Below are 25,558 nucleotides of genomic sequence, written 5' to 3' on the forward strand. Positions count from 1 at the left end.
CAGCGTTCGTCCTGAGCCAGGATCAAACTCTCCATAATAGAAAAGCTTAATTGTACTCATTGACTTGCTAGCGAGATTATTCATCTCATTTATAGTCGATTACTCGACTGTGCTTACTCACTCGTTGTTCAGTTTTCAAAGATCAATAACTTCCTTATTCATCCATCGCCTTCAAAAGCGACCTGATCAATATACCACATCAGCCTATTCGATTGCAAGAACTTTTTTCAGTTACTTTCGTTCTTTCGTTCGACCGCCGAAGCGACAAGAAGTAATATAACAAATACGCAAAGGCATTGCAAGTCCTTTGCCAATTGTAAAATATGGTAACAAAAAAAAGCCCCGGCGCATCATGCACCAGAGCTTAAAGTTTTTTAACCTTGACTTCCTATAAAGATGTAACGAGCTAGAACAAGAATCGCCAATACCCACATAAGCCAGTGAATGGAATAACGCTTCTCACTTTTACCACCCAAATTCGCTGCTGCTGCCAATACCACATAAGTAACAATACCAAAGGAAATCCCATTCGCAATATTGTAAGTGAAAGGCATCAATACAATAGTAAGGAACGCTGGAATAGCAATAACGAAGTCTTGGAAATCAATCTCACGAATCGATTGCACCATCAGAACACCAACAACGATCAAAGCAGCCGCCGTAGCGGAACCAGGAATCAACATCGCAATTGGAGCAAGGAACAGAGCAAGCAAGAAACATACGCCCGTAGTTACGGCGGTCAAACCAGTACGTCCACCCTCTGCTACACCTGCTGCGCTTTCTACAAATACAGTGACCGTACTCGTTCCAACTAATGCACCACCGCTAACACCGATTGCATCTACAAACATCGCTTTCCCTACACGCTTGTTGCCTTCTTCTTTGTTCTTCATAATTCCAGCGCGACTCGCTGTTCCAACCATTGTGCCGAATGTATCAAACAATTCAACGAATGTAAATGTAGCAATAACGGAAACAATCCCCGTTGTCATAATCCCTGCAAAATCAAAATCACCGAGTCGAAGCTTGCTTAAATCCGGAACCCATGTCGTATCTGCACTTGTCAAGGTACCGAGATTAACCATCCCCATGAAGTAGCCGATAACTGTAGTGGCCAAGATACCGAACAAGATCGCACCGCGAATGCGCAGCACCATAAAAATGGAAATCAGCAGAACACCGATAATCGTTAGAATAACGCTTTTATCTTCTAATGAACCCATATGAAACACTGTTTCAAATGAAAGAACGTCTGTAAATTGATGAGCTTTGATATCTTTGCCGCTTTCTACTGCGACAGTAAGAATACCGCTGTTTTTGAAACCGATCATCGCGATAAACAAGCCGATTCCTACCGTAATCGCATGCTTCAGGCCATCTGGAACAGCGACAAGGAGGATCTGACGAATTCGGGTCACGGTTAAAATGATAAAGATGATCCCCGAAATAAACACGGCGGTTAACCCCATTGAAAACGTAAACTTACCTTGTGATGTCAAGATAATCGTTGCAAAATAAGCGTTCAAGCCCATTCCCGGCGCAAGCGCAACAGGAAAGTTAACGAATAACCCCATAGCAATCGTCATAACACCGGCAGCAATCGCCGTAGCCAAGAAAATCGAAGTCCAGTCACCGCCGGTAGCTCCCGATTTAAAAGCACTCAGCACGTCTGGGTTGACTGCAAGGATGTAAGCCATCGTCATGAAGGTTGTAATCCCCGCCATGATTTCTGTTCTTACGCTCGTGCCGTTTTGTTTCAATTTGAAAAAGCGATCCATTTTTCCTACTCCTCCTAAAACGAATGGTGGGGAACAGCAAAAAACCCGGAATCATGTTGCCTGATTCCGGGTACGAAAAAGGAGCTTCCCTATGAGAGTTGCCCCTTCTATGCATAGCACAAAAAGTCATAGTAACTCACACAGATTCCGTCCTTTTTTTCGTAGCCAGATCATTTGCGGTGATCTCGTAGAAACTCTCGGGCCAATCCCCAAGATTATACGAAAAACTGTTATCCATTTCACATTTTAGTGCGGAAATAACCCTTTGTCAATAAAAAAGACGAACATTCCAGGGTTAAATTTTCCCAGAACGTTCGTCTTTTCAATTTTATCTATTCCCACTCAATTGTAGCAGGCGGTTTAGACGTAATGTCGTAGACAATACGGTTTACATTCTCAACTTCGTTCACGATACGAACAGAGATTTTCTCCAGCACATCCCACGGAATACGCGCCCAGTCGGCTGTCATGCCGTCGATGGAAGTAACTGCACGAATGCCTACAGTGTAGGAGTACGTTCTAGCGTCTCCCATAACCCCAACGCTTTTCATGCCCGGAAGAGCCGTGAAATATTGCCAGATCTCGCGATCCAAGCCTGCTTTCGCGATTTCATCGCGCAGGATGGCGTCGGATTCACGAACAATTTTCAGCTTGTCCTCTGTGACTTCGCCAAGAACACGAATAGCCAGACCAGGACCTGGGAATGGTTGTCTCCATACGATTGCAGCAGGAAGACCGCACTCTTCGCCCACTTTGCGAACTTCGTCTTTAAACAACGTTTTGAGCGGCTCGATTAGCTTGAACTTCATATCTTTCGGCAGTCCGCCTACATTGTGATGCGATTTAATCGTATGCGCTGTAGCTGTACCACTTTCTACGATATCCGTATAAAGCGTACCTTGTGCCAGGAATGTAAAGTCATCGAATTTGCTGGACTCTTCTTCGAACACGCGGATAAATTCCGTACCGATAATTTTACGTTTTTGCTCCGGATCAGCTACGCCGGCCAATTTGCCGAGGAAACGTTCACGCGCATCGATTTTGACCACTTGCATATCGAATTTGCCAACAAATGTATCCATAACGCTTTCTGCCTCGCCTTGGCGCAGCAAGCCATGGTCAATGAACATACAAGTCAATTGTGAACCAATCGCTTTATGCAAAAGAATCGCAACAACCGATGAATCCACCCCGCCGCTAAGCGCGCAAAGGACTTTCTTGTCGCCGACTTCTTGACGAAGTTCTTTTACCATATCCTCAACAAAGGAGGACATCGTCCAATCACCTTCACAACCGCAAACGCCGTAAATGAAGTTATGGATCATTTCGTTCCCTTGAAGGGAGTGACGAACTTCCGGATGGAACTGTACCGCATGAATATTACGCTCACGATGGCTCATTGCAGCAATTTCAAGGGAATCCGTGCTCGCTTCGATGACGAAACCTTCAGGAAGAACGGATACATGATCACCATGGCTCATCCATACCGTTTGTTTCGCTTCCAAGCCTTTCACCAGCGGGCTTTCATTCGTAAACGAAAGATCTGCCTTGCCATATTCACGCGTATGTGCGCGTTCAACTTTACCGTTCAATTGATGAGCAATTAGCTGCATGCCGTAGCAAATCCCCAAAATCGGAATCCCCAAATCGAAGATTTGCGGATCAACAGCTGGTGCTCCCTCACCGTATACGCTGGATGGACCGCCAGAGAACACAATACCCTTTGGCTGAAGCTCGCGAATTTTCTCAACCGTTGTATTGAACGGCAGCAGCTCGCTGTACACGCCCAAATCACGGATTCGTCTAGCAATCAGTTGGTTGTACTGGCCTCCAAAATCTAAAACGACGATCATTTCACTCGGTTTACTCATTATCCGACCTCCTAATTTCATAGCGGTTGAGGTGTCAGGGGTATCCTTGTCCGCTTACCGCTATTTATAGGTACTAATTTTAAACATTAGGTACCTAGGATGTAAAGGGGTTTAATGTGTCTTTTGAATGGCTTTCCATATTGCCACAATTTCCCGCTTCGTATAATGCGAAGAATTGACGGCATCATAGCGGATGCTTTCATAGATTAAAGCGAATTTAAGCAGCGCTTGCTTTTGACCTTGATGCTTGAAACTCAAAGAGGTGACATAGTCTCTCACGGTTTGGTCCTTAGGCTTTCCGCCATATTTGCGGAATAATTGGAGCCACAAACGATCCATATAAGGAATCAGGGGATGCGGATGATTTAAGCTGTGTTTGTAAAATGGAACGAGCGCTCCGTTAAGCAAGAAACCTTTTCGCTTCAGCAAGAGGACAATAGCCGCCAGCACGATGAGGCCTCCTAGCAACATGATGAGAAGGTTTCGATTTGTTTTGGCATAATCGATGACTGTATGTTTCGCGGCTTGCAGCCACTCGCTTGAAGTCGCTGTGAAATTCCCAGGCACCGGAATATTCATCAGAGAAGCGGTCATCGCAGATTGCTCCATAGCAGCCGTCGTTAAGGTCTCTCTTGGATGGTCGGAAGAAATCCCCGAGAATCCCGGCGTAGGCTCAAACGGCACCCACCCCATAGATGGGAAATACACTTCCACCCAAGAATGCGCATCCGAGTTACGAACCAACACTTCTTGAAGCTGATCCGCCTCATGGTCAGTCGATTGCAGTGTTCCGGGCGCATAACCTTTGACCCAGCGGGCTGGCACACCGACAGAGCGCAGCATCACCACCATCGACGTTGAAAAATGATCACAATAACCGGTCTTATCCACGAACAAAAAGTGACTGACAAAGTCCTCACTTCGACTAGGAGTCGTCGGCTTCTCAAGGCTGTACGTATAGGTATGGCTCAAATACTGCTCAATCGCAACGGCTTTGGCATAAGGCGTAAGCCGGTTCGCTGTAATTTGTTCGGCAATGCTGCGAACCGATCTCGGCAACGTTGACGGCAGCTGCAAGTAATCGCCCGTAATCTCTGGCGGGTAAGAACCGACATCCGAATTCAGCAAAGTCGGATCTTCCCTAACAGGCTGTACGGTTACTTTGTAATACGACAAAGGATCTGCAATCTCAGGCAAAGCCACTTTCCCGCTCAGCGTAGACTTGAGCAGGATGTCCCGTGATAGCGGCTTCCCCTTCTCCGTCAGAAGAGAGTCCACACCCAGTAGATTGCCACCTAAGAACAACTGCTTATTCGGCGACTTGTCGTTCCACAAAACTTCTTGTGCTACAAGCTTTCCTGAACCTGTTTGAACAGGCGCTGCGTACGGCTCAAGCGTTTGATTCGTTTGAGTCCAGCCTTTGCCGTCGTAGAAATTTTTGGATTCTCCACGCCAGTAAGTAGGCTCTGATGTTTTGGCTGTGAATACCGGAGTCGTGTCTACTTGGAGTGGACCTCCTAAGGAAGTGTCATTTTGACCGTAGCCTGATTTGGCCACAGCTCCACCGGCATGCGTCTCCTCATTGTAAAGTTCAAACAACCGATCGGACATATACGCCCAGCTTACCGGCTTCATCAGCGCTTCCGGCTCGGCCTGCTTGGCCGAATACCAGGCGGCTGCGGTTAGCACCCCCACTACGGCTGCACTAACGGCCACCCACCTAAAAGCGCTTCCGGGACGAACCGAAGCAAAGCCGTAGGTTTGCTCGATTCTCGAAAGATTCAGCAGCGCTAACAGCAGCAATCCATATCCTATTGTGCGCATGATGCCTTGCACGGTATCCGCACCAAATACCAATTGTAGGACAACCAAATAAATCAACGTGGCAGCAACAAACCATAGGCTGTGCTGTCTTTGCAGCATTAGCGCCTGTATCACGGAAATAAGCAGCGACCAGCCCAGCAAAAATAGTAAAGTCCTGAGTTCACCGCTGATGAGGTCAAAATGGGCCTGCATCAGATAACCGACATCCTGAACGATCGTTCTAAGCAAGTCAAAGACCCACGCTCCGGTTATAAAGGTTTCCCTGTCAAACATAAATCCGACGAAAAGCAGGATCAACACGCCTTTGGCCGTCCATCCCCAAGTGTAAGGAACTTTAAAGCAATCTATGGCGATGCATAACGCAAAAACGACCAATATCGGGCCGGCTTCAATCGACGTATCTGCCATCCACGCCAATGGATGGAGCCATTCTGAAATCAGTAAGAACAGCAAGAGAGAGATCAAGATGTCTCGGAAAAAGGTTTGGTGGAGCGGCGATGATGTCCCCGTGCCGGTCACTGCGCTGGCGTGGAAGATGGGACCTGGTGGAATCGCTCCTGAAGGGCGAATAAAGGGCATGCGCGAATCGCGCCGTGGTTCAAGCGGTTGCATCCGCGACACCTCCTTGCTTCGGCCACTGACCCCGCGGGTGTGGCACTTCCGTGAAGCTGCAGCCTGCGGCTTGCAGCTGCGAAGCCCCCTCTCGCTCAGCGACCGAGAGGGAGGGCTTGGCGTGCACGTAGATCACGTGCACGGAACGGCGCCTGGTGCGCGCATCCGCGATCGCGCGCACCAGCGCCACATCGAGCGTCGATGTGATACACACCATCGACGCATCCGGCGGCAAGGCCGCCGCCTCTTTCCTGACGAAGTCAGGAAAGGCCATGGCGGGCTTGCCGCCCACGCTCGCGAGTACTTCGTACGCGAGCGTCAGATCCGGGCGAATCGTCGGCGCGATTCGCTTTCCGTTCGAGCTGCTGGCAAAGCCGCAGCTCTCGCGCCCGCCAGCGGCGGCTTCGAAGAAGCCTGCCGCGAGGGCGACGCCCTTCTCCAGCAGCGGCTGAGCCGCTTCAGCTGGAGCCGCCGCAGGCGCCGCGTCGAGCAGCAGCATCCGCTTCGCGGAGGCGGCCTGCTCGGGGTCCTTGGTCATCAGCCGGTTCAACCGGGCTGTGGATTTCCAATGAATGCGGTGATACGGGTCACCGCTGGCATAGTCACGGACACCGCTGATGAGCGGTGTCTCCGCTTTAGGACCACGGGCGGTAGGCACGTCGCCGTCGTCCGCGTGAAAGGTCATGCCGGAGCGGCCCAGCGTATCCGCCTTCGGATAAACGAGGCACCGGTGAATCTCGTCCCGGCGCGTTCGGCGAACGGCGAAACCGAACATATCGCCGGTGACCGCTTCACAGCCTGCGAAGCGGTATACGCCGCGCATAAGGCCCGTAATTTTATAACGGAAAAGGATCGTGGACTGAAACCATGGGAAAAGCAGCTTGCTATAGATCAGCTGAGCCCCGCTTCCTTCATGGACCCACGTTTCTTTGACGACCAGCCAAGGCATTGGCATCCGCGCACGGTGTGCAATCCCAAGGCTGATCGTGATATCTTCACCCGCTACAAATACTTCTCCGGACAACTGCCGATTGATCGACAGCCCTTTGAACGCAAAGACATAAAACAATCCCGCCTGAATCCATATCAAAGTCAAGCAGCATCCTAAATACCAGGCAGCGAAGCCACCTTGCCAATAAACCAACAAAACCGATAGGACACACCCCACAAAGAGCAGCGACGATTTACCCCAGCTTTTCATGAATGTGCCCCCTACTTCGACGAAACATAGCGAAGTACTGGAGTTTGCAAGGAAGCTAATAGATCCGCTAATATCCGTTCCGCCGACTTGCCCGTCATCCGAGCCTCGGAGGTCAGAATAAGCCGGTGTGTCCAAACAGGCAGCACCAAATCCTTAATATCATCCGGCACAACGAACGTTCTGCCTTTCATATAAGCGGACGTTTGCGCAGCACGCATCAACGCGTGGGATGCCCTTGGACTTGCACCAAGGTACAAATCCGTATGTTCCCTTGTAGCTAAAGCAAGGCGAACGATGAAATCTTTTAACGTATTATCGACATGAATCATAGCTGCTTCTCTTTGTAACTGCACAAATTCATCCTGCACAATAACAGGCTTCACTTGGTCGATCGGATGGCGATCCTGGAGTCGGTCGAGCATCAGAATCTCTTGATCCGGCGTCGGATAGCCTAAGGATAGCTTCATCAGGAAGCGATCCATTTGCGCTTCAGGCAGCGCATAAGTCCCTTCATAATCTACGGGATTTTGAGTTGCCATCAAGACGAAGGGCTTCGGCAGTTCATAGCCCACTCCATCCACCGTGACCCGCTTCTCTTCCATCGCTTCCAGAAAAGCAGATTGTGTTTTCGGAGAGGTCCTGTTGCATTCGTCCGCCAATACGATCGGCGTCATTAACGGTCCGGGGCGAAATTCAAAATCGCCTGTCTTCGCATTATAAACAGACACGCCCGTCACATCGGATGGCAGCAAATCCGGCGTACATTGTATTCTCTTAAACTCGCAACCAATGGTTCTTGCCAAAGCGCGCACTAACATCGTTTTTCCCACACCCGGCACGTCTTCCAATAAAAGATGACCGCCGCTCAACATCGCGATAAACGCCTGCTCGATCGTCTCTCTTTTGCCAACAATCACTTTCTCCACATTCAGGATCATCCGTTCCACGAGAGGCTGCGGCTGATCGAATATTCGTGTTTTCGACTGCATAGTCAAGAAGCCTCCTTACTTAAAGGTATGCTTCTAGTTTTTCCAGTCTTCTACTCTTTTAGACATTAACCTGCTAGGGCAAATAGAGAGTTTTTTAGACTACTATTATTATCTTTCAGGATAAAGAATTGTCGGAAGGCCATCGCCACTTCCCGTCTGCCCTCTTCCATCACCGTGTCCGTAATTCTACCTCCTAGCGAATCTACCGTTTTACGCAGGGGCACGACCATCGTCCCCTCCTGCAGTTCCATATCTGCGAGCGAGTAGGTGGCTACGTTATTTCCCAAAGCATAGGCGCGAATCGTTCTCGCCGGTAAGTCATATTGAATATCGTAAATGCCGTAGTGAGCATTAGCTGTCTTCGTTATATCCTGCCACTGTACGTTTCCACCTAACTTTTCAATTAAAAAACGCAATGAAAGCTCAATTCGATTCGATCGCAATTGATATTGTGCAGGCTCCAAAGTAACACTGCTCCACTGAGAAAAGTGAACCTTAAGCGGCACAGTCGGCTTTATAGCGAGTAGTGGAGACTCTTCATCTGCTTCTGCCACCTTTTGCTTCCCTAGCTGCTCATCCGTATTCTTAGGCTCCTCCTTGACTTGCTGCAGGCCCGGATGCTGGTGTACGGTCGCATATTGTTGTGTTTCCTCCCATAGTTGTTGAAAATGAGCCGCACTCATGTTTCTTGACCACTTGGATTTTCCCACTTGGAATTGCTTCGGCTTTACATCAGTTGTCAGGGGTGCGAAAGCATAACCCAGGTTCTTATAATATTCGATCACTTTAGGCAGGATCTCTACTGTTGATTCATGCCCCGTGCCATCATGGAATAGAACCGTCATTTCGTGCTCGAGCGGTGAATCCTTGACCGTTTGCCAAATCTCATTTGCCGGTACATGAACTCTCTTCGAATCTCCGCTGTCAACATTCCAGTCAACGACGGTATAACCCGCTTTATCCATTAAATAGTAGTAATAGGCATCGAAATTGGTATAGGTCCCTCCAGGAGCGCGCACGAATTGCGGGCGGGTGTCTGCAATGTCGGCGAAGATTTCCTCACTGCGTTGAATTTGATCCCAAAACGTTTGAAAATCGCTATAAAGCTCTTTATATACATGATTATAGGAATGATTGCCGAGGGTATGTCCGTCTTTCAAAATTCTTTTCACCATATCGGGGTACTCTTTGGCTTGTTCACCCAGTGCAAAAAACGTGGCTTTCACGCCTTCTTTCTCTAAAATATCCAGAACCTTGCCCGTTAACTTGCTAGGACCATCATCAAAGGTTAAATAAACCGTAGGCTGCTCAGGTGTTACATAGTTTTTCTCTTCCTGCTGCAGGCGTTTGCCCGTTTTGAGCTTTTGATAAATCTCCTGCTCATCTTTGGCGGAGGTTCCATCCCCCTCTGTGGCCCTAACAGGAACCGCAGAAAGAAACAGGGAAACTAGTAGTAGCAAGACCATAGTGAGTTGAATACTTTTCCGTTTACTGGCTGCATGTTGAACTTGAAAACGCATGCGATGATCCCTCCGCTTGTTCTATCATTTTACTACCTGATAGAGTATATGGGAGATGGACGGGGAGTATGTCTCTTGTCTAGCAGCAATTTTCCGATGAGGAGTCGTAGTAATCTGAAGAGATGTTTAAGGGAACTAGAGTCCTCTATTTTGGTGTAATCGGCCGTTTTCATGGGCTAGACGGAACTACAGGGTCTTATTTGTTAAAAACCCAGTATTTCGCTTAAAATCGGCAAAATAGAGGATCACAGTTCCACTCCAACTAGCAAACGGCTGCTTCTAGATGAAATAGCGGACTGTAGTTCCTCGTTGAGGAGAAAGGAATCGTTGGAGGAGTTAATTTCCCTCCGTAGTTTAGCTTGTTAAGAGCCCAGTGGGAGCGAGTTTTGGCAGTGTAGAACACCCAACGCCGCTAAAAATTCAGCGTTACTGAGACATATGGCGGAGGGGGCATCCTCATAGGAGAGATAAGCTGGCTAGCCACTTGGAGGAACTACAGGCCGCTATTCTAACAAATTAAGTCCGTTTCCGCGTTCAAGCGGAACTGCAGGGCCCTATTTGACCGCCTACCCCCGATTTCTTCAAGAAAACGGACAAATAGAGGACGTCAGTTCCCCTCCACGTTAAGAGGAGCCTATTTCGATGAAATAGGGCCCTGTAGTTCCCCTCAGGGAAGAACCGCTGGAGCGATAGCAGCGACTGTGACAGCTATGTTGTATTTTGCGCAACCATTTGGCCGTAAAGGGGCCTCATTTCACCTCATTATTGCACTTTATACAACGATTGTTGCATTTAAATCGCTTACAATTCACCTTTTGCAACAAATGGTTGTATTATGTGCAACGAAAGACCGCAATCGCGATCTGACCACACCATTACGTTGTATGTAATGCAACGTAGCCCATCAACTTTGCTGCACAGCCGTCTTTACAACGAAAAATATTTGTTTGAGTAGATTCGATTCCATACTTAGATTTTAACAACAAAATTAAATAAAGGTTGAGCTTTCGCTCAACCCCAAAACATATAAATTCTTATCTTTCAAAAAAAGCCGCCGAGAACCTCTCTCGACAGCCTTCTTCTTACAGTGCTTCGACCGCTTCCAGCACCGACTGGACATGGTTTTTTATCCGCACCTTACTCCATTCCTTCACGATGTAACCTTCCTCGTCAATGAGGAAGGTCGAACGGACAATGCCCATGTACTCACGGCCATATAGCTTTTTGAGCGCCCATACCCCGTACTTTTCAGCCACCTGGTGATCGCTGTCAGAAAGCAGCAGGAAAGGCAGCTCATATTTCGCGATAAATTTATGATGGGCGTTCAGTTCATCAGGACTAATGCCGATGACTTCAACCCCGAGTTCGGCGAACTTGCCGTTATAGTCGCGGAAATCACAGGACTGCTGCGTACAGGTCGGCGTATTATCTTGCGGGTAAAAGTAGATAACTACCTTTTTACCTTTATAATCATGCAGCGACACGCTGCTGCCACTCGATGCAGGCAGTGTAAAATCAGGGGCAAGACGTTTGACCGTCTCTTGCTCTTTTTTCTTAGCCATTCTATGAACGCTCCTATCCATTCCTTCTTATCTTCACTCATTATGCGATATTTGCAGCCTCACATCAAACCGCGATGTCCAAAACTAGCATATAACATGAAAATCATGTTAGGTTTAATAGGATGGTATAAAAATTTTAAGGAGTGAAGAATCGTCATGCATCCTATTCAACGTATGTCATTACTCTCCACATTGGGACTGACACTAGCCCTCCCAACTTTATCAGTCTCTGCCGCTGCAGCAGATGATAGCGCACTTATTACACGGGGACAATTCATTAAACAAATTACCGACGAGCTGAAACTGACACCTTTGAATAAACAAACTGTCCTGCCTTCCGACGTCAGTTCGGATTCTCCCTATGCTAACACCGTACGTATCATGCGTGAACGCCGAATCCTGCAAGGATATTCAGACGGCACATTCCGCCTGGACCAAGCCGTTAGCCCCGCGGAGGCTTCCCTCATTCTGGGGAGATTTCTAGGTCTGGCCGACAGTAAGGCGAGCACTGTTTTGAAAAGCGATTACAGCGTTGATTTCAGCGGCCAAACTGCAGGTATTACCCTAGACACAGCAGGAGCAGCCATCAAAAAAGCGCTAGCGAACGACCCTTCGGTGTCCTCCTGGCTCGTTGCGGATCCAACCTCACCAACGGATCTGAAAACGTTCCGCGGTCACATGGAGATGGGCATGCATATTCTGCTTCATCCAAATGCGGGATCTCCGCTGAACAACCTGCAGACAACTGTTAAGTCGGACATCAGCTATAATAAGGATCAAGGCCTTCATCAATCCATTACGACTGTTGCCCCAGGCTCGGATATGGTCATGAAAACGATCAACATGGAGCAATACATGGTTAGTCAAGGTACTTTCATGTCGATGCCTAATGCAACAAATGACGGCATCGAGTGGTTTGATATGTCCAAACAAGTGCCGTTTACCTTCGAGCAGGTGATGGAGCTGCAGAAGAAAAGCATGGATATAAGTAAAACCTTGGTAACGCCATATTTCTTCTACAAGGATCTTGGCACGACTGAGAAGGATGGGCAGAAACAGCGCAAGGTCTCTATTCGAGGAAAGCTAACCAACACCGCCGATATTGTCAAAACATTAAGTGGACTTGGCGGCAGCCAGGATGCTTTCAAAGAGGTGCTCAACTCGCCTGCAATTGCAGGAATGAGCGTTTCATTATCCGCTGTACTTACGGTAGATGAGCAGACCAAACTTCCTGTCAGCATGGATGGCGATTATATCGTTGAATATGGTGAAGATCCAAATATTCCGATTGAACAAGTAGATATGACCATGTCTATGACCTATCAAGATGTGAACCAGCCGATAGATATTCAATTACCAGAGGAAGCTAAGAAAGCGAAGCCTGTTCCAGTCCCTGTTCCTGCTCCTACGCCTGCTCAATAAGTGTACAAAAAGAACCTTGATTCCCACGTTTCGTGGTGATTAAGGTTCTTTTGCATGTGGCGATGAGGATGCCAATTCGCACTTCCCTCTTTTATCCATTACAATGAATGTTAGAAATTTGTCGCAAGCAGGTGATTCCCTATGTTTAAAATATTGCTGATCGAAGACGATGCCACTCTTTTCACAGAAGTGAAGGACCGGCTCGCTCAGTGGTCCTACGATGTGCATGGCATTACAGATTTTGGCCGGGTCCTCGAAACGTTCGCGGCCTTGAAACCGGATCTCGTGATTATTGATATTCAGCTCCCGAAATTTGACGGGTTCCATTGGTGCCGTATGATTCGAATTCACTCCAATGTCCCCATCGTTTTCTTGTCCTCACGCGATCATCCCACGGACATGGTGATGTCGATGCAGCTTGGCGCCGATGATTTCATTCAGAAGCCGTTTCATTTCGACGTGCTTATCGCCAAAATCCATGCAATTCTCCGCCGGGTCTATAACTACAACACGGAGCCTCTCAAATTGAAAACTTGGTGCGGTGCTACGATTGATTACGAGAAAAATACGGTGACGAACGAAACCGGTACCATCGAATTAACGAAGAATGAAATCTTCATTCTCAAATTGCTCATCGAACGTAAGAACACCATCGTTAGCCGGGACGTCATCATTAACAGCCTCTGGGACGACCAGCGGTTTGTCAGCGACAACACCTTAACCGTCAATGTTAATCGACTTCGGAAAACACTGGACGAGCTGGGGTTAGGTCGTTTTATCGAAACTAAGGTCGGGCAAGGTTATATGGCCACAGAAGAGGCTCATTTCCATGATTAGACGTTATCTCGTCGAAAGAAGAAGCTGGCTCCTTTTCTTTATTTCCGCACAGGCTCTTGTTCTGCTTATTGCCTTTTTGGATAAGGCCATCCCCTTTGGCCCTATTCTTTACATTGTCTTTCTAACGACAACGTTATTTCTCATCTTTTTCATTTTTCGTTACAACAAAGAAACTCGTTTCTATAAACAGCTTGAGGAACGAGACAACAATCTGGATCTCTCCGCCTTAGCGGGTGCGGATAGTCCCTTGGAGTCAGTCGTAGAGACCAGCATGATAAATCTGGCCGAGCATCTCCGTCAATCTGCGTCCAGGCATCAGGTTGCACTAGAACAGGAGAAGGACGATTTGCTGGCGTGGATTCACGAAGTCAAAACACCACTCACCGCCATGCGGCTCATGATGGACCGTCTGGAAGATGAGACGATGAAGACCGCTTTAACCTACGAATGGCTGCGGATTCACCTTCTCCTGGATAAACAGCTTCATCAGAAGCGGCTCCCGTTCATGGAGAACGACCTGTATATCGAACAGGTGAATTTGGAATCATTGACCTATGCAGAAATTAAGACGCTACAGACATGGTGCATCCAAAAAGGCATCGGCTTCGATCTTGATTTCGAAGTGACGGACGTGCTGAGCGATGCCAAATGGCTCGCTTTCATTCTGCGTCAGCTGGTGACGAACGCCGTGAAGTATAGTGATCCTCATGCTGCGGATATCATCATCCGGACGCGCCGCCGCGACGAACGGACGGTCCTTGATGTCAGCGACCACGGCCGCGGGATCGAACCGAAGGATTTGCCGCGCATCTTCGATAAGGGCTTTACCTCCACAGCCTGGCACCAAGACAGTGCCGCTACGGGGATGGGCCTCTATTTGGCGAAGAAAGCCGCCGAATCGATGCTGATTCACATCGCCGTGAGCTCGGAGCCGGGCGCTGGCACCACGTTCACCCTCATCTTCCCCCAGCCGAATGAGGTCATGCGCATCACAGGCATGTGACAACTTTGTCACATGCCTCTCTTCTTTGTTCGCCCGATCGCGGGAGAAAACGGGCAGCTCTTTTTATAATAAAGCTATCGAATAAAGGAGTGTGTGAAATGACAATTCTGGAAGCAGTGAAAATTCATAAAAGCTACGGCAATAAATTCAATAAGCAAGAGGTTCTGAAGGGGCTAGATATCCGAATTGAAAAGGGAGAGTTCGTCAGTATTATGGGGGCGTCGGGCTCGGGGAAAACCACGTTGCTGAATGTGCTTTCCTCCATCGATAAGGTCAGCCAAGGCTCTATTCAAATCGAGGGCAAAGAGATTACGACTTTGAAGGAAAAGCAGTTAGCCGAGTTTCGCAAGCGGCATTTGGGGTTTATTTTTCAAGATTATAATCTGCTCGACACCTTGACCGTCAAAGAAAATATTCTTCTGCCGCTTTCTATCGCCAAAACTTCCAAGCAGGACGCTGAGTCCAAGTTCCAAGCCGTCGCCACGGAGCTGGGCATTTATGAAATCAAGGATAAATATCCTAATGAAATCTCAGGCGGCCAAAAACAGCGGACCTCCGCGGCCAGAGCGTTCGTTCATGAGCCGGGCCTTATTTTTGCAGATGAGCCAACCGGGGCGCTCGACTCCAAATCCGCATCGGATTTGCTGCATAAGCTGAGCGATATGAACGAAAAGCGCACAGCTACCATCGTCATGGTCACGCACGACTCCGTCGCTGCGAGCTACGGAAGCCGGGTTATTTTCATCAAAGACGGGCAAATATACACACAGCTTTATAAAGGGCAAGAATCCAGACAAGCGTTTTTTCAAGATATCATGAAGACTCAAGCAGTTCTAGGCGGTGTGCAGAATGAGCATTAACCAGCTGATTATTCAAAATTTGAAAGCGAACATCAAGCACTATTATTTATATATATTCGCTCTGATGTTCAGTGTCGCGCTGTACTTTGCTTTCGTCACTTTGCAGTACGATCCCGCTTTGGATCAGACCAGAGGCTCCATCAAAGGAGCAGCAGCCATCAAGTCTGCCTCGATTCTGCTAATCGCAATTGTCGCCATTTTCAACTTGTATGCTAATAACATCTTCGTAAAAAGACGCAGCAAAGAAATCGGCTTATTGCAGCTGATCGGCATGACGAAAACGTCCATTTTCCGGATCCTCAGCACAGAGAACTTCATCCTGTATTTCAGCTCGCTTATTGTCGGAAGTTTTATCGGGTTCTCGGTGTCGAAGCTGATTCTGATGATATTGTTCCAAATTACGGGGGTCAACGCGATTGCAACGCTTCACTTTTCGACCCAGGCGTTAGTCCAAACCTTCGTTGTATTCGTGGCCGTCTATTTGCTAATCATGCTGGTTAACTACGTATTTATAAAAAGACAAACCATCCTGTCACTGTTCCGAGTTACCACGTCAACCGAGATTAAAGTAAAACGGCTATCTCTTGCAGAAGCAGTCCTAGGATTGATTGGCATTACGCTCATCTTGCTCGGCTATTATGTTTCATCCAAGCTGTTCAGCGGCAGTTACACGACAATGGTCGAATTGTTCACAGCCATGATTTTTATTCTGGCTTCGGTTATTATCGGTTCTTATCTGTTTTATCGAGGCTCCGTTCGCATGCTGCTTAACGTCATTCGCAAGAAGAAAAACGGATATTTGAATGTTCGCGAGGTCCTCTCGCTCTCTTCCATTATGTTTCGAATGAAATCCAATGCCCTGCTGCTGACTGTCATTACAACCGTATCCGCCTTAGCTATCGCCTTACTATCATTAAGCTACATTTCGTACTATTCTGCGGAAAAAACAGCAAAAAACGATGTGCCGTCCCACTTCGCCATCACGCAAAAGGACGATGCCGATACGTTCAAGGCGGCGCTGGATGCCCGCCACATTTCGCATAAGGATACGACCATTGAAGTGATACAGGCTAAAGCCAACATAAGAGGAATTATAGCCGGTAATATGAACGGGCTTATGGTGGATCCGAGTGATATGACGCTTTCCGTGATCAGCGATGTAAATACGCCTTCCTACAATATGACGCCTGAGCAAATTCTGTTTACCGGCACCAACGATCTGTTGAGTAAGTTTATGAGCTTCAAAGATTCCGGGAAGCTCGAATTAGCCGGACAGCACGCCGTTACCCCTCTCACCTATTTAGGTTCGAAGAAGCAATCCATCGTCTCATGGTACTTCACGAACGGCGGCATGCCTGTTGCTATCGTAGACGACTCCGTCTTTCAACGGCTTAAACAGGATCTGGTGCCATCGTTGCAAAAGAAGTCCTCCCTCTATCTGGGCATCGATATTGTAAACGAGGCTGAGCTGTCAACCGCCAATCAGATTTTCGGAGACTTAGGTTTTGATAAAGATGACCGCGGTGATTCCCGGTTGGATAGCACTATGAACCAAAAAAATAGAATGGGACTTACGATGTTCATCGTCGGCTTTCTCGGCCTTACGTTCCTGATCACATCAGGCTGCATCCTGTATTTCAAACAGATGGATGAGAGCGAAGACGAGAAGCCGACCTACACGATTTTACGAAAACTTGGCTACACGCAAGAGGATTTATTAAAAGGGATTCGCCGTAAGCAGCTATTTAGCTTCGGAATCCCGCTTGTCGTCGGCCTTACGCATAGTTACTTCGCCGTCCAATCCGGTTGGTTCCTGTTCGGAGCGGAACTGTGGACACCCATGATCGTGGTCATGGTGCTTTATACCGCTTTATATTCCGTCTTCGGATTTCTTTCCGTGAAGCATTATAAGAAAGTCATCCGCCAAGCGCTTTGATAGATGATTGATTTAACTTCCTAAACACCCATCTCCGCTACATGCCTCAGCTTATCAGGGTTCGCAACCAAATAGACAGCCGCTACCTGACCATCTGCAACATGGAAAGTCATCACATTGTTCGGCTGTCTATCCTGATAGGATACAACGCCCAATTGTCCATTTACGGTCGCCATTTTAAAGCTAAAGCCACTCGGAACTTTGGACAGTACCCCAAATAAAAACATGGCAATGCGTTCGGCACCCTCAATAGGTCGTATAGCCGCTCTGACTTTGCCCCCACCGTCCGAATATAGGACAGCCTCTGTTTTGACAATGTTCAGCAACTGAGCCATATTACCGGAAGCTAAAGCATGAACGAATTGCTCCACGATAGCGTTAGCCTGATCCTCCACTGGCTGCTTTGGTCGTACAACATCCTCGGCGTCCTGACTGGCTAAGGTACTGATCGAACTTTTGGCTCTGCGGAAAATTTGCCGGCAGTTCACGCTGCTTTTATCAACAATTTCAGCAATTTCCTCATAGTCGTATTGCAGCACTTCCCTTAATACGAATACCGCCCGCTCTACCCAGGAAAGCTGCTGCAGCAGAAATAGGTACGCTGTGGATAACGACTCTTTTTGCGTATAAAATAGTTCTGGCAGATCGCCCTGGTTCTCCGCCGCCACAAGTGGCTCCGGCAGCCATGGGCCTACATAAACTTCGCGTTTTTTGCTTGCGGAACGCAGCTTGTCGATACAGCGGTTGGTTACCATTTTGCATAGATAAGCTTTAGGATTCTGAATGCCCTGAGGATTTTTCTCATTAAAATATAGAAAAGTTTCTTGGACGACATCCTCCGCATCCATGACACTCCCCAGCATCCGATAAGCTAATGCAAACAAAAGCGGTTTATACACCGTGTATATCTGTTCGGCATCCCTGGCATTCTCCATCGTCTACACCTCCTGCTTATTTCCATTTTACGCCATCACATAGCTCTTTAAAATAGCGGCCGCCGCCCGCTTGGCACTTGCCGCTGAAGCATCGGCGAGCATTTCGCCGTGCGTGACCCAGTCTCCGGCCACATAGAGGCCGCGGACTCCCTCAACGGCCGGCCCTGTGAACCGGCTCGCCCTTCCGCGATGCAGCGTATCGTGGACAACCGTGATATTCGGCAGGAACTGCCGTGCCACGACCTGATCTTCCCAGCCTGGATGAAGGGTATTCATAGCTTCGGTGAGCAAGCGCTCGTCGGCCTTCGGATCACTCTCTCCCGGGCCGTTGTACTTCACCAAATGCACAACCAAGGTTCCGTTGTCGCTCAACTGGGTGTTCAATGTATGGTGAGAGAAGAAAATCGGTTGATCAAGGCCCATGGCAACGTCTCGCCCGCCTTCTGGCAATTTTCTCAAGCCAAGATCCAAGCATGCCGCCATGGACGGACGAGCTTGATCTTTCCACTGCTTGAGTATGGTACGGTCAGCCGCATCACTCACCAGCTTATAAGTTTCAGACGGTGAGGCGGTGCTGATGACATTAGCGGCTTGGATATACTCGGCGCCGGCTAGCAATAGTTTTTGAACCCTGCCATTTTCAAGCACAATTTCTTTGACATCTTTGCCGCTTACAATTTGCACACCCGCTTTGACAGCTAGTTCTCTAAGCTGATCCACGATCGTTTGCCAGCCGCCATGGAGGTAAAGAACACCTTTTAACGCACGCTGCAATTGCGCTAGCACCGGTCCCGCCAGCTGAAAGTCGGTATCCTGCGCATAAGTAGCCGTTCGGCATAGCGAGTAAAAGACGTGACGGACCATCGGATCCGAAATTTCCGCCTCCGCCCAGTCTCTTAAGCTCCTGTCAGGGATGCGGCTTGCGTCCAATTTAGTAAGCTTCATCACGAACTGAATGAGCTGCATTTTACCCGACCATGTCAGCAGCTTCGAAGTCAGCATGTTGGTCAGATTCGCAGGCATAGGGACGATTTGGTTGTTCCACAACGCCATGATCTTGGAGGACGGACTCCCTCCGTGTAGGCGCACTCCCAGCTCCGTCAAAATCGCGTACGCCTGACCGGCACGGTATATGGCATGCCCGCCTAGATTGAAGAAGGCGCCGTTCTTCTTATTCGTCATCGCCCGGCCTCCCAAGCGTGCCGCTTTTTCCAAAATAATTACCGATTGACCGCCTTTTGCTAATTCGATCGCCGCGATTAGGCCGGCCAAGCCACCACCTATTACAGCTGTATCGTATTGCCCCAGTTTATGCAACTCCGTCATGCTCTATCGCCTCCGTTTTGTCTTTTCAGTACATATGGCGAATGAGGTTTGCATTTTGTGACAGAAGGGCGTGAAGTTGGGCCAGTGCAGCGCAAAAAAACCTCCAACCCGCATACGCAGAGTTGGAGGTTTAAGCATTAAGATCCCGCACCGCGGTACCGTTTCACGCCAATATTCCAAACCGTAATACCAATAAAGCAGAAAATCACGCCCATCACCGGCGTCAGCAGCGCGAACCACTTCCAGTTCGCTGGATCAATGAAATACGCCGCAGGATAGAAGCCAACGAACGCAAACGGCAATATCCACGTCAAAATGCTGCGAAGCAGCTTATTGTAAATCGTGGCCGGATAACGCCCGTAGTTCTGGATATTCCAAATCAGCGGCAGAATGCCGGTTGGCGCATCCGAGTAAAAACCAAGCGCCGTCAGCGAGATGTACACGCCAGCATAGATCAGAATCGAGCCCACAACCATCAGGATAAAAATCAGCGGATCATGCCAATGGAACGGAAGCCCTAGCTTGACCCAAGAGTAGATCATAACAATTAACCCTGCCAACGCACTAAACAAAGATGATGGACTGAGATTCTCCAGCATCAATTGCCATAAGTTATAAGCTGGACGGGTGAGGATACGATCCATTTCCCCTTTAACAATATATCGTTCACTGAAGCCCCACAGATTAAAAAAAGTGATGAATATGCCATAGGGGATCATAAAATAGCCGTAAATGAACAAAATTTGTTCTTGATTCCAGCCGCCAAGCGATTGCGTTTGCAGAAAAACGACGAGAATGAAGAATAAATTGAGCCCATTGAACATCAAATCGGAAATCACATCAATCCAGAAGTCAGATCGGTAGGTGAGGCGGGTTTTCATGTAATTTTTCAGATACTCAGCAACTAGGGAGATATAGAATGTCATGTGTTAACCCCCCTGCACGAATAAACGCGTTTTGGATTTGACCCAGAGAGCAACCATGGGAACGAGCAGCAGCAAAAACCACAGAACCTGTACGCCAAGATTTTGATAAATAGCCGAACCAGTAATTTTCCCTGTGAACACGGCGCTCGGCAAGTACGTAATGGCTTGAAACGGAAGCCACTCTAGAATGGACTTGGACCACCCCGGGAAAAAGGAGATCGGAATAATTAGCCCTGAGAATAAATCGACCGCAACGCGCTTCATGCGCATTAGGCCTTCGTTATTTTCAAGGAAGAAAGCAAACAACCCGGTAATAATATTAAGCTGCGTATTAATTAGGAAACTGAAAAACAACATCACAAAGTAGATCACCCATAGGCCTGGATCACTAGGAAATTGAATCGGCAGTAACAGCCAGATGAAAATCATGCCCGGCGTTGTAAACAGCAGCAAACGGAAGACGCCTTCACCGAGTCCTTGCATCATTTTCACAAATACATAATTATACGGCCGAATGAATTGAATCGCCACGCTGCCGTCTCGAATTTCATTGGCAATTTCCCGGTCCAAGTTATTGAAGTAAAAGGCGCGCCCCATCCAGGAAACCGCGACATACGTCGTCATCTGGCCCAGTGTCAGGCCGCCAATCATCTCTTGCCCGCCATATATGGCTTTATAAACAAAATAATAGGAGCCAATATTGAGTGCATAAATCAAAATGCCGCTGTAGTAGTTCACCCGGTAAGCAAGCATCATAAGAAATCGCATGCGAATAACTTCCAGATAAGCACTAAGCATGTGTGAAGGCTCCCTCTGGCTGCTTGGTTTCCTCTGGACGTTTCACATCCGCTGAACCTGCTTTATATATTTCTCGAACGATGTCATCCGTGTTGGTTTCGTTGATTTTGATATCTTGAATCTGCACAACGCCGACCACGCGGCTTAGCACTTCAGATACGTTCGCACGCTCGTAAGGAATGAACACCTTGGCGGACAATTCATTCTCAAGCTGCCACGCCACATCCAATCCCCTCGTCAGCTCTTGCAGACGTGGCAGCGTGATCGGATGCTCGAACTGGAGCACGACTTCCTTGCCTTTGCCCCACTTGGCTTTCAGCTCTTCCAGGCCGCCGTCATAAATAATCCGGCCGTCATCGAGCATAATAACACGCGAGCAAAGCGCCTCAATATCCTGCAAATCGTGCGTAGTCAGCAGGATTGTTGTCTCATAGCGCTGATTGAGTGATTTCAAGAATTCTCGAATCTCTGTTTTCACGACGATATCCAAACCGATGGTTGGCTCGTCTAAGAAGAGAATCGCCGGATTATGAATCAACGAAGCGGCAAGCTCACAGCGCATCCGCTGCCCCAGACTCAATTTACGGACAGGTCGTGATAGTAAATCAGCTAGTTGCAGGCGGTCGACAAGTTCGTCGAGGCGCTTTTTGTAGTCGGCTTCAGAGACACGGTATACCTTTTTCAACAATTGAAAGGATTCCACAACGCCGATATCCCACCAAAGTTGACTGCGTTGGCCGAACACGACGCCTATCTCGGCTACGAACTTCTCACGCTCTTTAAATGGAACGAAACCATTGACCTTGATATGTCCGGAGGTCGGTACGAGGATGCCGGTCAGCATTTTGATCGTGGTTGATTTACCGGCGCCATTTTCACCGATATATCCGCAAATTTCGCCCTTTGGAATTTGAAAGCTAATGTCCTTCACGGCTGTAACATGTTTGTACTCTCTATGGAATAAATCTTGGAAGGCGCCCTTTAAGCCCCCGCGGCTCTGTTGAACTTGAAATTCTTTGCGAAGCATTTCTACATCAATGGCTAACATGAACTTCCCCCTGTCTAGGTAGACTCGGCTACACTTGGCTACATATAACGGCAAAATTCGCCGTAACTTGCTATCGAAGTTTCGTAGCATCTATAATATGGATCATAAAGATAAAATGTACAACAACGGCAACAAACTCATGATACATGAATTCTGTAAGAAAAAAAAGTACAGATTATCCCTACCTTAGAAAGGAGCGCAGAACCATGAGAATTATTAAACGAACCCTGCTCCTGATCGGCTTACTCCTGATAATGGTGGCTGGTTATTACTCTTATTCCTTTTATCATTTTGCGCAAAATATTTCCAATAAACCGGATGCACCGAAAGGCAGCACCCCCCTTATAGCCCAAGCAGTCAAAGACAAGGGTGAGAAATACACCCCTCCCAAATGGGAAGGTAAGAATCGGGTTAACATTCTACTCTTAGGCGGAGATTCCCGCGGCATGGTGAAGAATGAATTGCCTCGGTCCGACAGTATTATGCTCGCATCGATTGATCCGGTAACCAAGAAGGCTCACCTCTTCTCGATTCTTCGTGATACATATGTGAAAATCCCTGGCGAAGGCGAAGACCGCATCAATACAGCGATTACGACAGGCGGTCCGAACTTGGCAATGAAAACTGTCAGCGACTTGCTCGGCATCCCGGTTCAGTACTATGTCTATACCGATTTCAAAGGGTTCATCGCTCTCGTTGATGCCGTAGGCGGTATCGATATCGACGTCGAAAAGGATATGAAATATACCGACTCGGAAGATGACCATGTCTACGATATTAATTTGAAAAAAGGGCTACAGCATCTCGATGGCAAAACTGCCCTGCAGTATGTACGCTTCCGGCACGACGCATTATCGGATTTCTCACGTACAGAACGTCAGCGGAAATTCCTGACGGCGGTTGCGCAAAAAATGCAAACGACGTCATCTCTCATTAAGCTGCCCAAGATTTTGAACGCAATGGATCCTTACATTGATACGAATCTAAGCGTGACGGATATGCTGAAGCTCGCTTCTCTAGGCTTTGAAGCCAAAGCTGATGGCATCGTCTCCTCTCAGCTGCCGCCGACCGATATGCTCGTCGAGAAAAACGTCCGGGGAGCTGCCGTCATTACGGCAAACAAAGATAAGCTGCAGCAGTATGTGAAGGACTTATTTGCAGGCAAGGCGGACGCAGACACAGGTCCAACCAAACCGTCGCCATCACCAACACCGAAGAATTCCGTGAAAACAACGGCGAAGTAAGCAACTGAAGGCTTGCGAGGAATAAAGTGAGCGGCTGAAGGCTTACGAAAATAAAACGGCAAAGCAAGCGACTGAAGATTAACACGCCTCTACTTGGTACAGGGCTTTAGCCCCTCAGGTAGGGGCTTTTTATGAGATCAGTAAGGGCTCGATTCGTCTGTAACGGACTCTAGGGCCGCTATGGAATAACGACTCCCGGTCCGTTAGTTACCGTCCAAAATACATACTACTTAATAAAGGAATGATTACTTCTTATGAATCGCAAAAACTCCGAGCAATTATACCAAGAAGCACTGCAGCACATCGTGGGCGGGGTCAACTCCCCTTCCCGCTCATTCAAAGCCGTCGGCGGCGGCGCCCCCGTCTTCATGAAGCGTGCGCAAGGCGCACACTTCTGGGATGTAGACGGGAATCGCTTCATTGACTACCTCGCCGCCTACGGCCCTATCATTACCGGTCACGCGCATCCGCACGTGACCGAAGCGATTTGCCGCGCCGCACAGAACGGCACGCTGTACGGCACCCCGACCGAACTCGAGATCGAGTTCGCAAGAATGCTGAAGTCCGCGATTCCTTCGCTGGACAAAGTGCGCTTCGTCAACTCCGGCACAGAGGCCGTGATGACGACGATCCGCGTGGCGCGCGCCTTCACCGGGCGCACCAAAATCATTAAGTTTGCCGGGTGCTACCACGGCCACTCCGATCTAGTGCTTGTGGCGGCCGGTTCCGGGCCGTCCACGCTCGGCACGCCGGACAGCGCCGGCGTACCTGCGAGCATCGCGCAAGAGGTCATCACCGTGCCGTTCAACGACATTCCGGCATTGGAAGCCGCGCTCGCGCGATGGAGCGGAGAGATTGCCGCGGTGATGGTGGAGCCCATCGTCGGCAACTTCGGCATGGTCATGCCCCATGCCGGCTACCTCGAGCAGCTCTGCGCAGCTGCTCGCAAATACGGGGCCCTCGTCATCTACGACGAGGTCATCACGGCGTTCCGCTTCCACTATGGAGCGGCACAGACCTATCCCGGCCTCCCTCTCGTGGAGGGCGGCACAGCCGAGGCGGCGGCGCGCTTCGCCGCCGTCGAGCCAGACCTTACGGCCCTCGGCAAAGTGATCGGCGGCGGACTGCCGATCGGAGCCTATGGGGGCCGCAAGGCCGTGATGGAGCAGGTCGCTCCACTCGGACCTGCGTATCAAGCCGGCACGATGGCGGGGAACCCCGCCTCCATCTCGGCCGGCATCGCCTGCTTGGAGGTGCTTCAGCAGGCAGATGTGTACACCAAGCTCGAGCAGCTTGGCGCGACGCTTGCAGGCGGCATCGTGGAATCCGCAGCGAGACACGGCATCGCCTTGACGCTGAACCGTATCGGCGGCGCATTCTCCACCCACTTCTGCGATCATCCCGTCACCAACTATGACGAAGCGCAGGATACGGACGGTGAACGCTTCGCGGACTTCTTCCGGCTTATGCTGGAGCAAGGCATCAACCTCGCTCCTTCGAAGTACGAAGCATGGTTCACAACCATTGCCCATACGGAAGATGACATCGCCCAGACCCTGGATGCCGTGGATCACGCTTTTAAAATAATGAAAACTCGCTAAGGTTTAAATTTTTTCGAAAATACACACAATTACTACGATTGCGTATAAAAAAACATCAAATCATGGCCCGGCGCACAAGGTATTTTCTGCTATCCATATCTGCTAACATGTCCCAGAAACGAACTATGTTCCTAACAAGAACATAGTTCGTTCGTATTTTAAGAGGGAGCCAAGCATTAAAAAAATTACCTTTATTCACCATTATACACGAAAGGTAACGCTTACATTTTTGTTTTCGCTCTGCAACTATTGTCGGATGAACATT

At 48.7% G+C, this 25,558-nt stretch carries 19 protein-coding genes and 1 riboswitch; of the genes, 7 read left to right on the top strand and 12 right to left on the bottom strand.

What is annotated here, in order from left to right:
• Positions 1 to 374: 374 nt before the first annotated feature.
• The 7 genes from RQP52_RS27910 to bcp form a co-directional block, all read right to left on the bottom strand.
• Entirely contained in the window at positions 375 to 1,778 is a 1,404-nt protein-coding gene (locus RQP52_RS27910; RefSeq protein ID WP_315954889.1) for an NCS2 family permease, read from the bottom strand.
• Positions 1,779 to 1,920: 142 nt separating this feature from the next.
• Positions 1,921 to 2,021, bottom strand: a riboswitch (purine riboswitch).
• Positions 2,022 to 2,110: 89 nt separating this feature from the next.
• On the bottom strand, positions 2,111 to 3,649 hold the full coding sequence (gene guaA / locus RQP52_RS27915; RefSeq protein WP_315954890.1) for a glutamine-hydrolyzing GMP synthase: 1,539 nt from the start codon (positions 3,647 to 3,649) through the stop codon (positions 2,111 to 2,113).
• A 111-nt stretch (positions 3,650 to 3,760) separates the two neighbouring features.
• Positions 3,761 to 6,085, bottom strand: coding sequence for a transglutaminase-like domain-containing protein (locus RQP52_RS27920; RefSeq protein ID WP_315954891.1), 2,325 nt, complete (start codon positions 6,083 to 6,085; stop codon positions 3,761 to 3,763).
• On the bottom strand, positions 6,072 to 7,286 hold the full coding sequence (locus tag RQP52_RS27925; protein ID WP_315954892.1) for a DUF58 domain-containing protein: 1,215 nt from the start codon (positions 7,284 to 7,286) through the stop codon (positions 6,072 to 6,074). Before RQP52_RS27925 ends, RQP52_RS27920 begins: the two co-directional genes overlap by 14 nt.
• Positions 7,287 to 7,297: 11 nt before the next feature.
• Entirely contained in the window at positions 7,298 to 8,275 is a 978-nt protein-coding gene (locus RQP52_RS27930; protein ID WP_315954893.1) for an AAA family ATPase, read from the bottom strand.
• Between the two features lie 65 nt (positions 8,276 to 8,340).
• Positions 8,341 to 9,795 (bottom strand): polysaccharide deacetylase, encoded by a 1,455-nt coding sequence (locus RQP52_RS27935; RefSeq protein WP_315954894.1) that lies wholly within the window; start codon positions 9,793 to 9,795, stop codon positions 8,341 to 8,343.
• Positions 9,796 to 10,877: 1,082 nt separating this feature from the next.
• On the bottom strand, positions 10,878 to 11,357 hold the full coding sequence (bcp, locus tag RQP52_RS27940; protein WP_315954895.1) for a thioredoxin-dependent thiol peroxidase: 480 nt from the start codon (positions 11,355 to 11,357) through the stop codon (positions 10,878 to 10,880).
• Between the two features lie 156 nt (positions 11,358 to 11,513).
• On the opposite strand from bcp, the gene RQP52_RS27945 reads away from it, so the two are divergent.
• The 5 genes from RQP52_RS27945 to RQP52_RS27965 all read left to right on the top strand — a co-directional run bounded on the left by RQP52_RS27945 (position 11,514) and on the right by RQP52_RS27965 (position 17,415).
• Entirely contained in the window at positions 11,514 to 12,779 is a 1,266-nt protein-coding gene (locus tag RQP52_RS27945; protein WP_315954896.1) for an S-layer homology domain-containing protein, read from the top strand.
• 141 nt (positions 12,780 to 12,920) lie between these two features.
• Positions 12,921 to 13,616: a response regulator transcription factor gene (locus RQP52_RS27950; protein WP_315954897.1), complete on the top strand. Its 696-nt coding sequence runs from the start codon at positions 12,921 to 12,923 to the stop codon at positions 13,614 to 13,616.
• Positions 13,609 to 14,619 (top strand): sensor histidine kinase, encoded by a 1,011-nt coding sequence (locus RQP52_RS27955; RefSeq protein ID WP_315954898.1) that lies wholly within the window; start codon positions 13,609 to 13,611, stop codon positions 14,617 to 14,619. The genes RQP52_RS27950 and RQP52_RS27955 overlap by 8 nt, the downstream gene beginning before the upstream one ends.
• Before the next feature lie 98 nt (positions 14,620 to 14,717).
• Positions 14,718 to 15,479, top strand: a complete 762-nt coding sequence (locus RQP52_RS27960) for an ABC transporter ATP-binding protein (protein WP_315954899.1) — start codon at positions 14,718 to 14,720, stop codon at positions 15,477 to 15,479.
• Positions 15,469 to 17,415 carry an ABC transporter permease gene (locus RQP52_RS27965; protein WP_315954900.1) on the top strand — a complete coding sequence of 649 codons (1,947 nt, stop codon included), beginning with the start codon at positions 15,469 to 15,471 and terminating at the stop codon, positions 17,413 to 17,415. Before RQP52_RS27960 ends, RQP52_RS27965 begins: the two co-directional genes overlap by 11 nt.
• Before the next feature lie 20 nt (positions 17,416 to 17,435).
• On the opposite strand, the gene RQP52_RS27970 is transcribed toward RQP52_RS27965, so the two are convergent.
• From RQP52_RS27970 to RQP52_RS27990, 5 genes are all read right to left on the bottom strand, one after another.
• On the bottom strand, positions 17,436 to 18,350 hold the full coding sequence (locus RQP52_RS27970) for an RNA polymerase sigma-70 factor (RefSeq protein ID WP_315954901.1): 915 nt from the start codon (positions 18,348 to 18,350) through the stop codon (positions 17,436 to 17,438).
• Positions 18,351 to 18,377: 27 nt separating this feature from the next.
• On the bottom strand, positions 18,378 to 19,676 hold the full coding sequence (locus RQP52_RS27975; RefSeq protein ID WP_315954902.1) for a phytoene desaturase family protein: 1,299 nt from the start codon (positions 19,674 to 19,676) through the stop codon (positions 18,378 to 18,380).
• Between the two features lie 137 nt (positions 19,677 to 19,813).
• Positions 19,814 to 20,602 carry an ABC transporter permease gene (locus RQP52_RS27980; RefSeq protein WP_315954903.1) on the bottom strand — a complete coding sequence of 263 codons (789 nt, stop codon included), beginning with the start codon at positions 20,600 to 20,602 and terminating at the stop codon, positions 19,814 to 19,816.
• Between the two features lie 3 nt (positions 20,603 to 20,605).
• The gene (locus tag RQP52_RS27985) at positions 20,606 to 21,400 is read right to left on the bottom strand and encodes an ABC transporter permease (protein WP_315954904.1); all 795 of its coding nucleotides are present in this window, start codon (positions 21,398 to 21,400) and stop codon (positions 20,606 to 20,608) included.
• The gene (locus RQP52_RS27990) at positions 21,393 to 22,448 is read right to left on the bottom strand and encodes an ABC transporter ATP-binding protein (protein WP_315954905.1); all 1,056 of its coding nucleotides are present in this window, start codon (positions 22,446 to 22,448) and stop codon (positions 21,393 to 21,395) included. Before RQP52_RS27990 ends, RQP52_RS27985 begins: the two co-directional genes overlap by 8 nt.
• A 206-nt stretch (positions 22,449 to 22,654) precedes the next feature.
• On the opposite strand from RQP52_RS27990, the gene RQP52_RS27995 reads away from it, so the two are divergent.
• Both RQP52_RS27995 and RQP52_RS28000 read left to right on the top strand, forming a co-directional pair.
• Positions 22,655 to 23,692 carry an LCP family protein gene (locus tag RQP52_RS27995; protein WP_315954906.1) on the top strand — a complete coding sequence of 346 codons (1,038 nt, stop codon included), beginning with the start codon at positions 22,655 to 22,657 and terminating at the stop codon, positions 23,690 to 23,692.
• 254 nt (positions 23,693 to 23,946) lie between these two features.
• Positions 23,947 to 25,293 (top strand): glutamate-1-semialdehyde 2,1-aminomutase, encoded by a 1,347-nt coding sequence (locus RQP52_RS28000; RefSeq protein ID WP_315954907.1) that lies wholly within the window; start codon positions 23,947 to 23,949, stop codon positions 25,291 to 25,293.
• Positions 25,294 to 25,558 lie beyond the last annotated feature (265 nt).

The organism is Paenibacillus violae, from assembly GCF_032461945.1.
In the GTDB taxonomy this organism is placed as follows: Bacteria; Bacillota; Bacilli; order Paenibacillales; family NBRC-103111; genus Paenibacillus_E; species Paenibacillus_E violae.

What these genes read in the sequence shown, in the direction of transcription:
- RQP52_RS27945 (WP_315954896.1), top strand. Translation starts at nt 11,514, where the DNA reads ATGCATCCTATTCAACGTATGTCATTACTCTCCACATTGGGACTGACA.
- RQP52_RS27970 (WP_315954901.1), bottom strand. Translation starts at nt 18,350, where the DNA reads ATGGAGAATGCCAGGGATGCCGAACAGATATACACGGTGTATAAACCG.
- RQP52_RS27920 (WP_315954891.1), bottom strand. Translation starts at nt 6,085, where the DNA reads ATGCAACCGCTTGAACCACGGCGCGATTCGCGCATGCCCTTTATTCGC.
- RQP52_RS27975 (WP_315954902.1), bottom strand. Translation starts at nt 19,676, where the DNA reads ATGACGGAGTTGCATAAACTGGGGCAATACGATACAGCTGTAATAGGT.
- RQP52_RS27990 (WP_315954905.1), bottom strand. Translation starts at nt 22,448, where the DNA reads ATGTTAGCCATTGATGTAGAAATGCTTCGCAAAGAATTTCAAGTTCAA.
- RQP52_RS27950 (WP_315954897.1), top strand. Translation starts at nt 12,921, where the DNA reads ATGTTTAAAATATTGCTGATCGAAGACGATGCCACTCTTTTCACAGAA.
- RQP52_RS28000 (WP_315954907.1), top strand. Translation starts at nt 23,947, where the DNA reads ATGAATCGCAAAAACTCCGAGCAATTATACCAAGAAGCACTGCAGCAC.
- bcp (WP_315954895.1), bottom strand. Translation starts at nt 11,357, where the DNA reads ATGGCTAAGAAAAAAGAGCAAGAGACGGTCAAACGTCTTGCCCCTGAT.
- RQP52_RS27910 (WP_315954889.1), bottom strand. Translation starts at nt 1,778, where the DNA reads ATGGATCGCTTTTTCAAATTGAAACAAAACGGCACGAGCGTAAGAACA.
- RQP52_RS27930 (WP_315954893.1), bottom strand. Translation starts at nt 8,275, where the DNA reads ATGCAGTCGAAAACACGAATATTCGATCAGCCGCAGCCTCTCGTGGAA.
- RQP52_RS27960 (WP_315954899.1), top strand. Translation starts at nt 14,718, where the DNA reads ATGACAATTCTGGAAGCAGTGAAAATTCATAAAAGCTACGGCAATAAA.
- RQP52_RS27995 (WP_315954906.1), top strand. Translation starts at nt 22,655, where the DNA reads ATGAGAATTATTAAACGAACCCTGCTCCTGATCGGCTTACTCCTGATA.
- RQP52_RS27925 (WP_315954892.1), bottom strand. Translation starts at nt 7,286, where the DNA reads ATGAAAAGCTGGGGTAAATCGTCGCTGCTCTTTGTGGGGTGTGTCCTA.
- RQP52_RS27985 (WP_315954904.1), bottom strand. Translation starts at nt 21,400, where the DNA reads ATGCTTAGTGCTTATCTGGAAGTTATTCGCATGCGATTTCTTATGATG.
- RQP52_RS27955 (WP_315954898.1), top strand. Translation starts at nt 13,609, where the DNA reads ATGATTAGACGTTATCTCGTCGAAAGAAGAAGCTGGCTCCTTTTCTTT.
- RQP52_RS27965 (WP_315954900.1), top strand. Translation starts at nt 15,469, where the DNA reads ATGAGCATTAACCAGCTGATTATTCAAAATTTGAAAGCGAACATCAAG.
- RQP52_RS27935 (WP_315954894.1), bottom strand. Translation starts at nt 9,795, where the DNA reads ATGCGTTTTCAAGTTCAACATGCAGCCAGTAAACGGAAAAGTATTCAA.
- RQP52_RS27980 (WP_315954903.1), bottom strand. Translation starts at nt 20,602, where the DNA reads ATGACATTCTATATCTCCCTAGTTGCTGAGTATCTGAAAAATTACATG.
- guaA (WP_315954890.1), bottom strand. Translation starts at nt 3,649, where the DNA reads ATGAGTAAACCGAGTGAAATGATCGTCGTTTTAGATTTTGGAGGCCAG.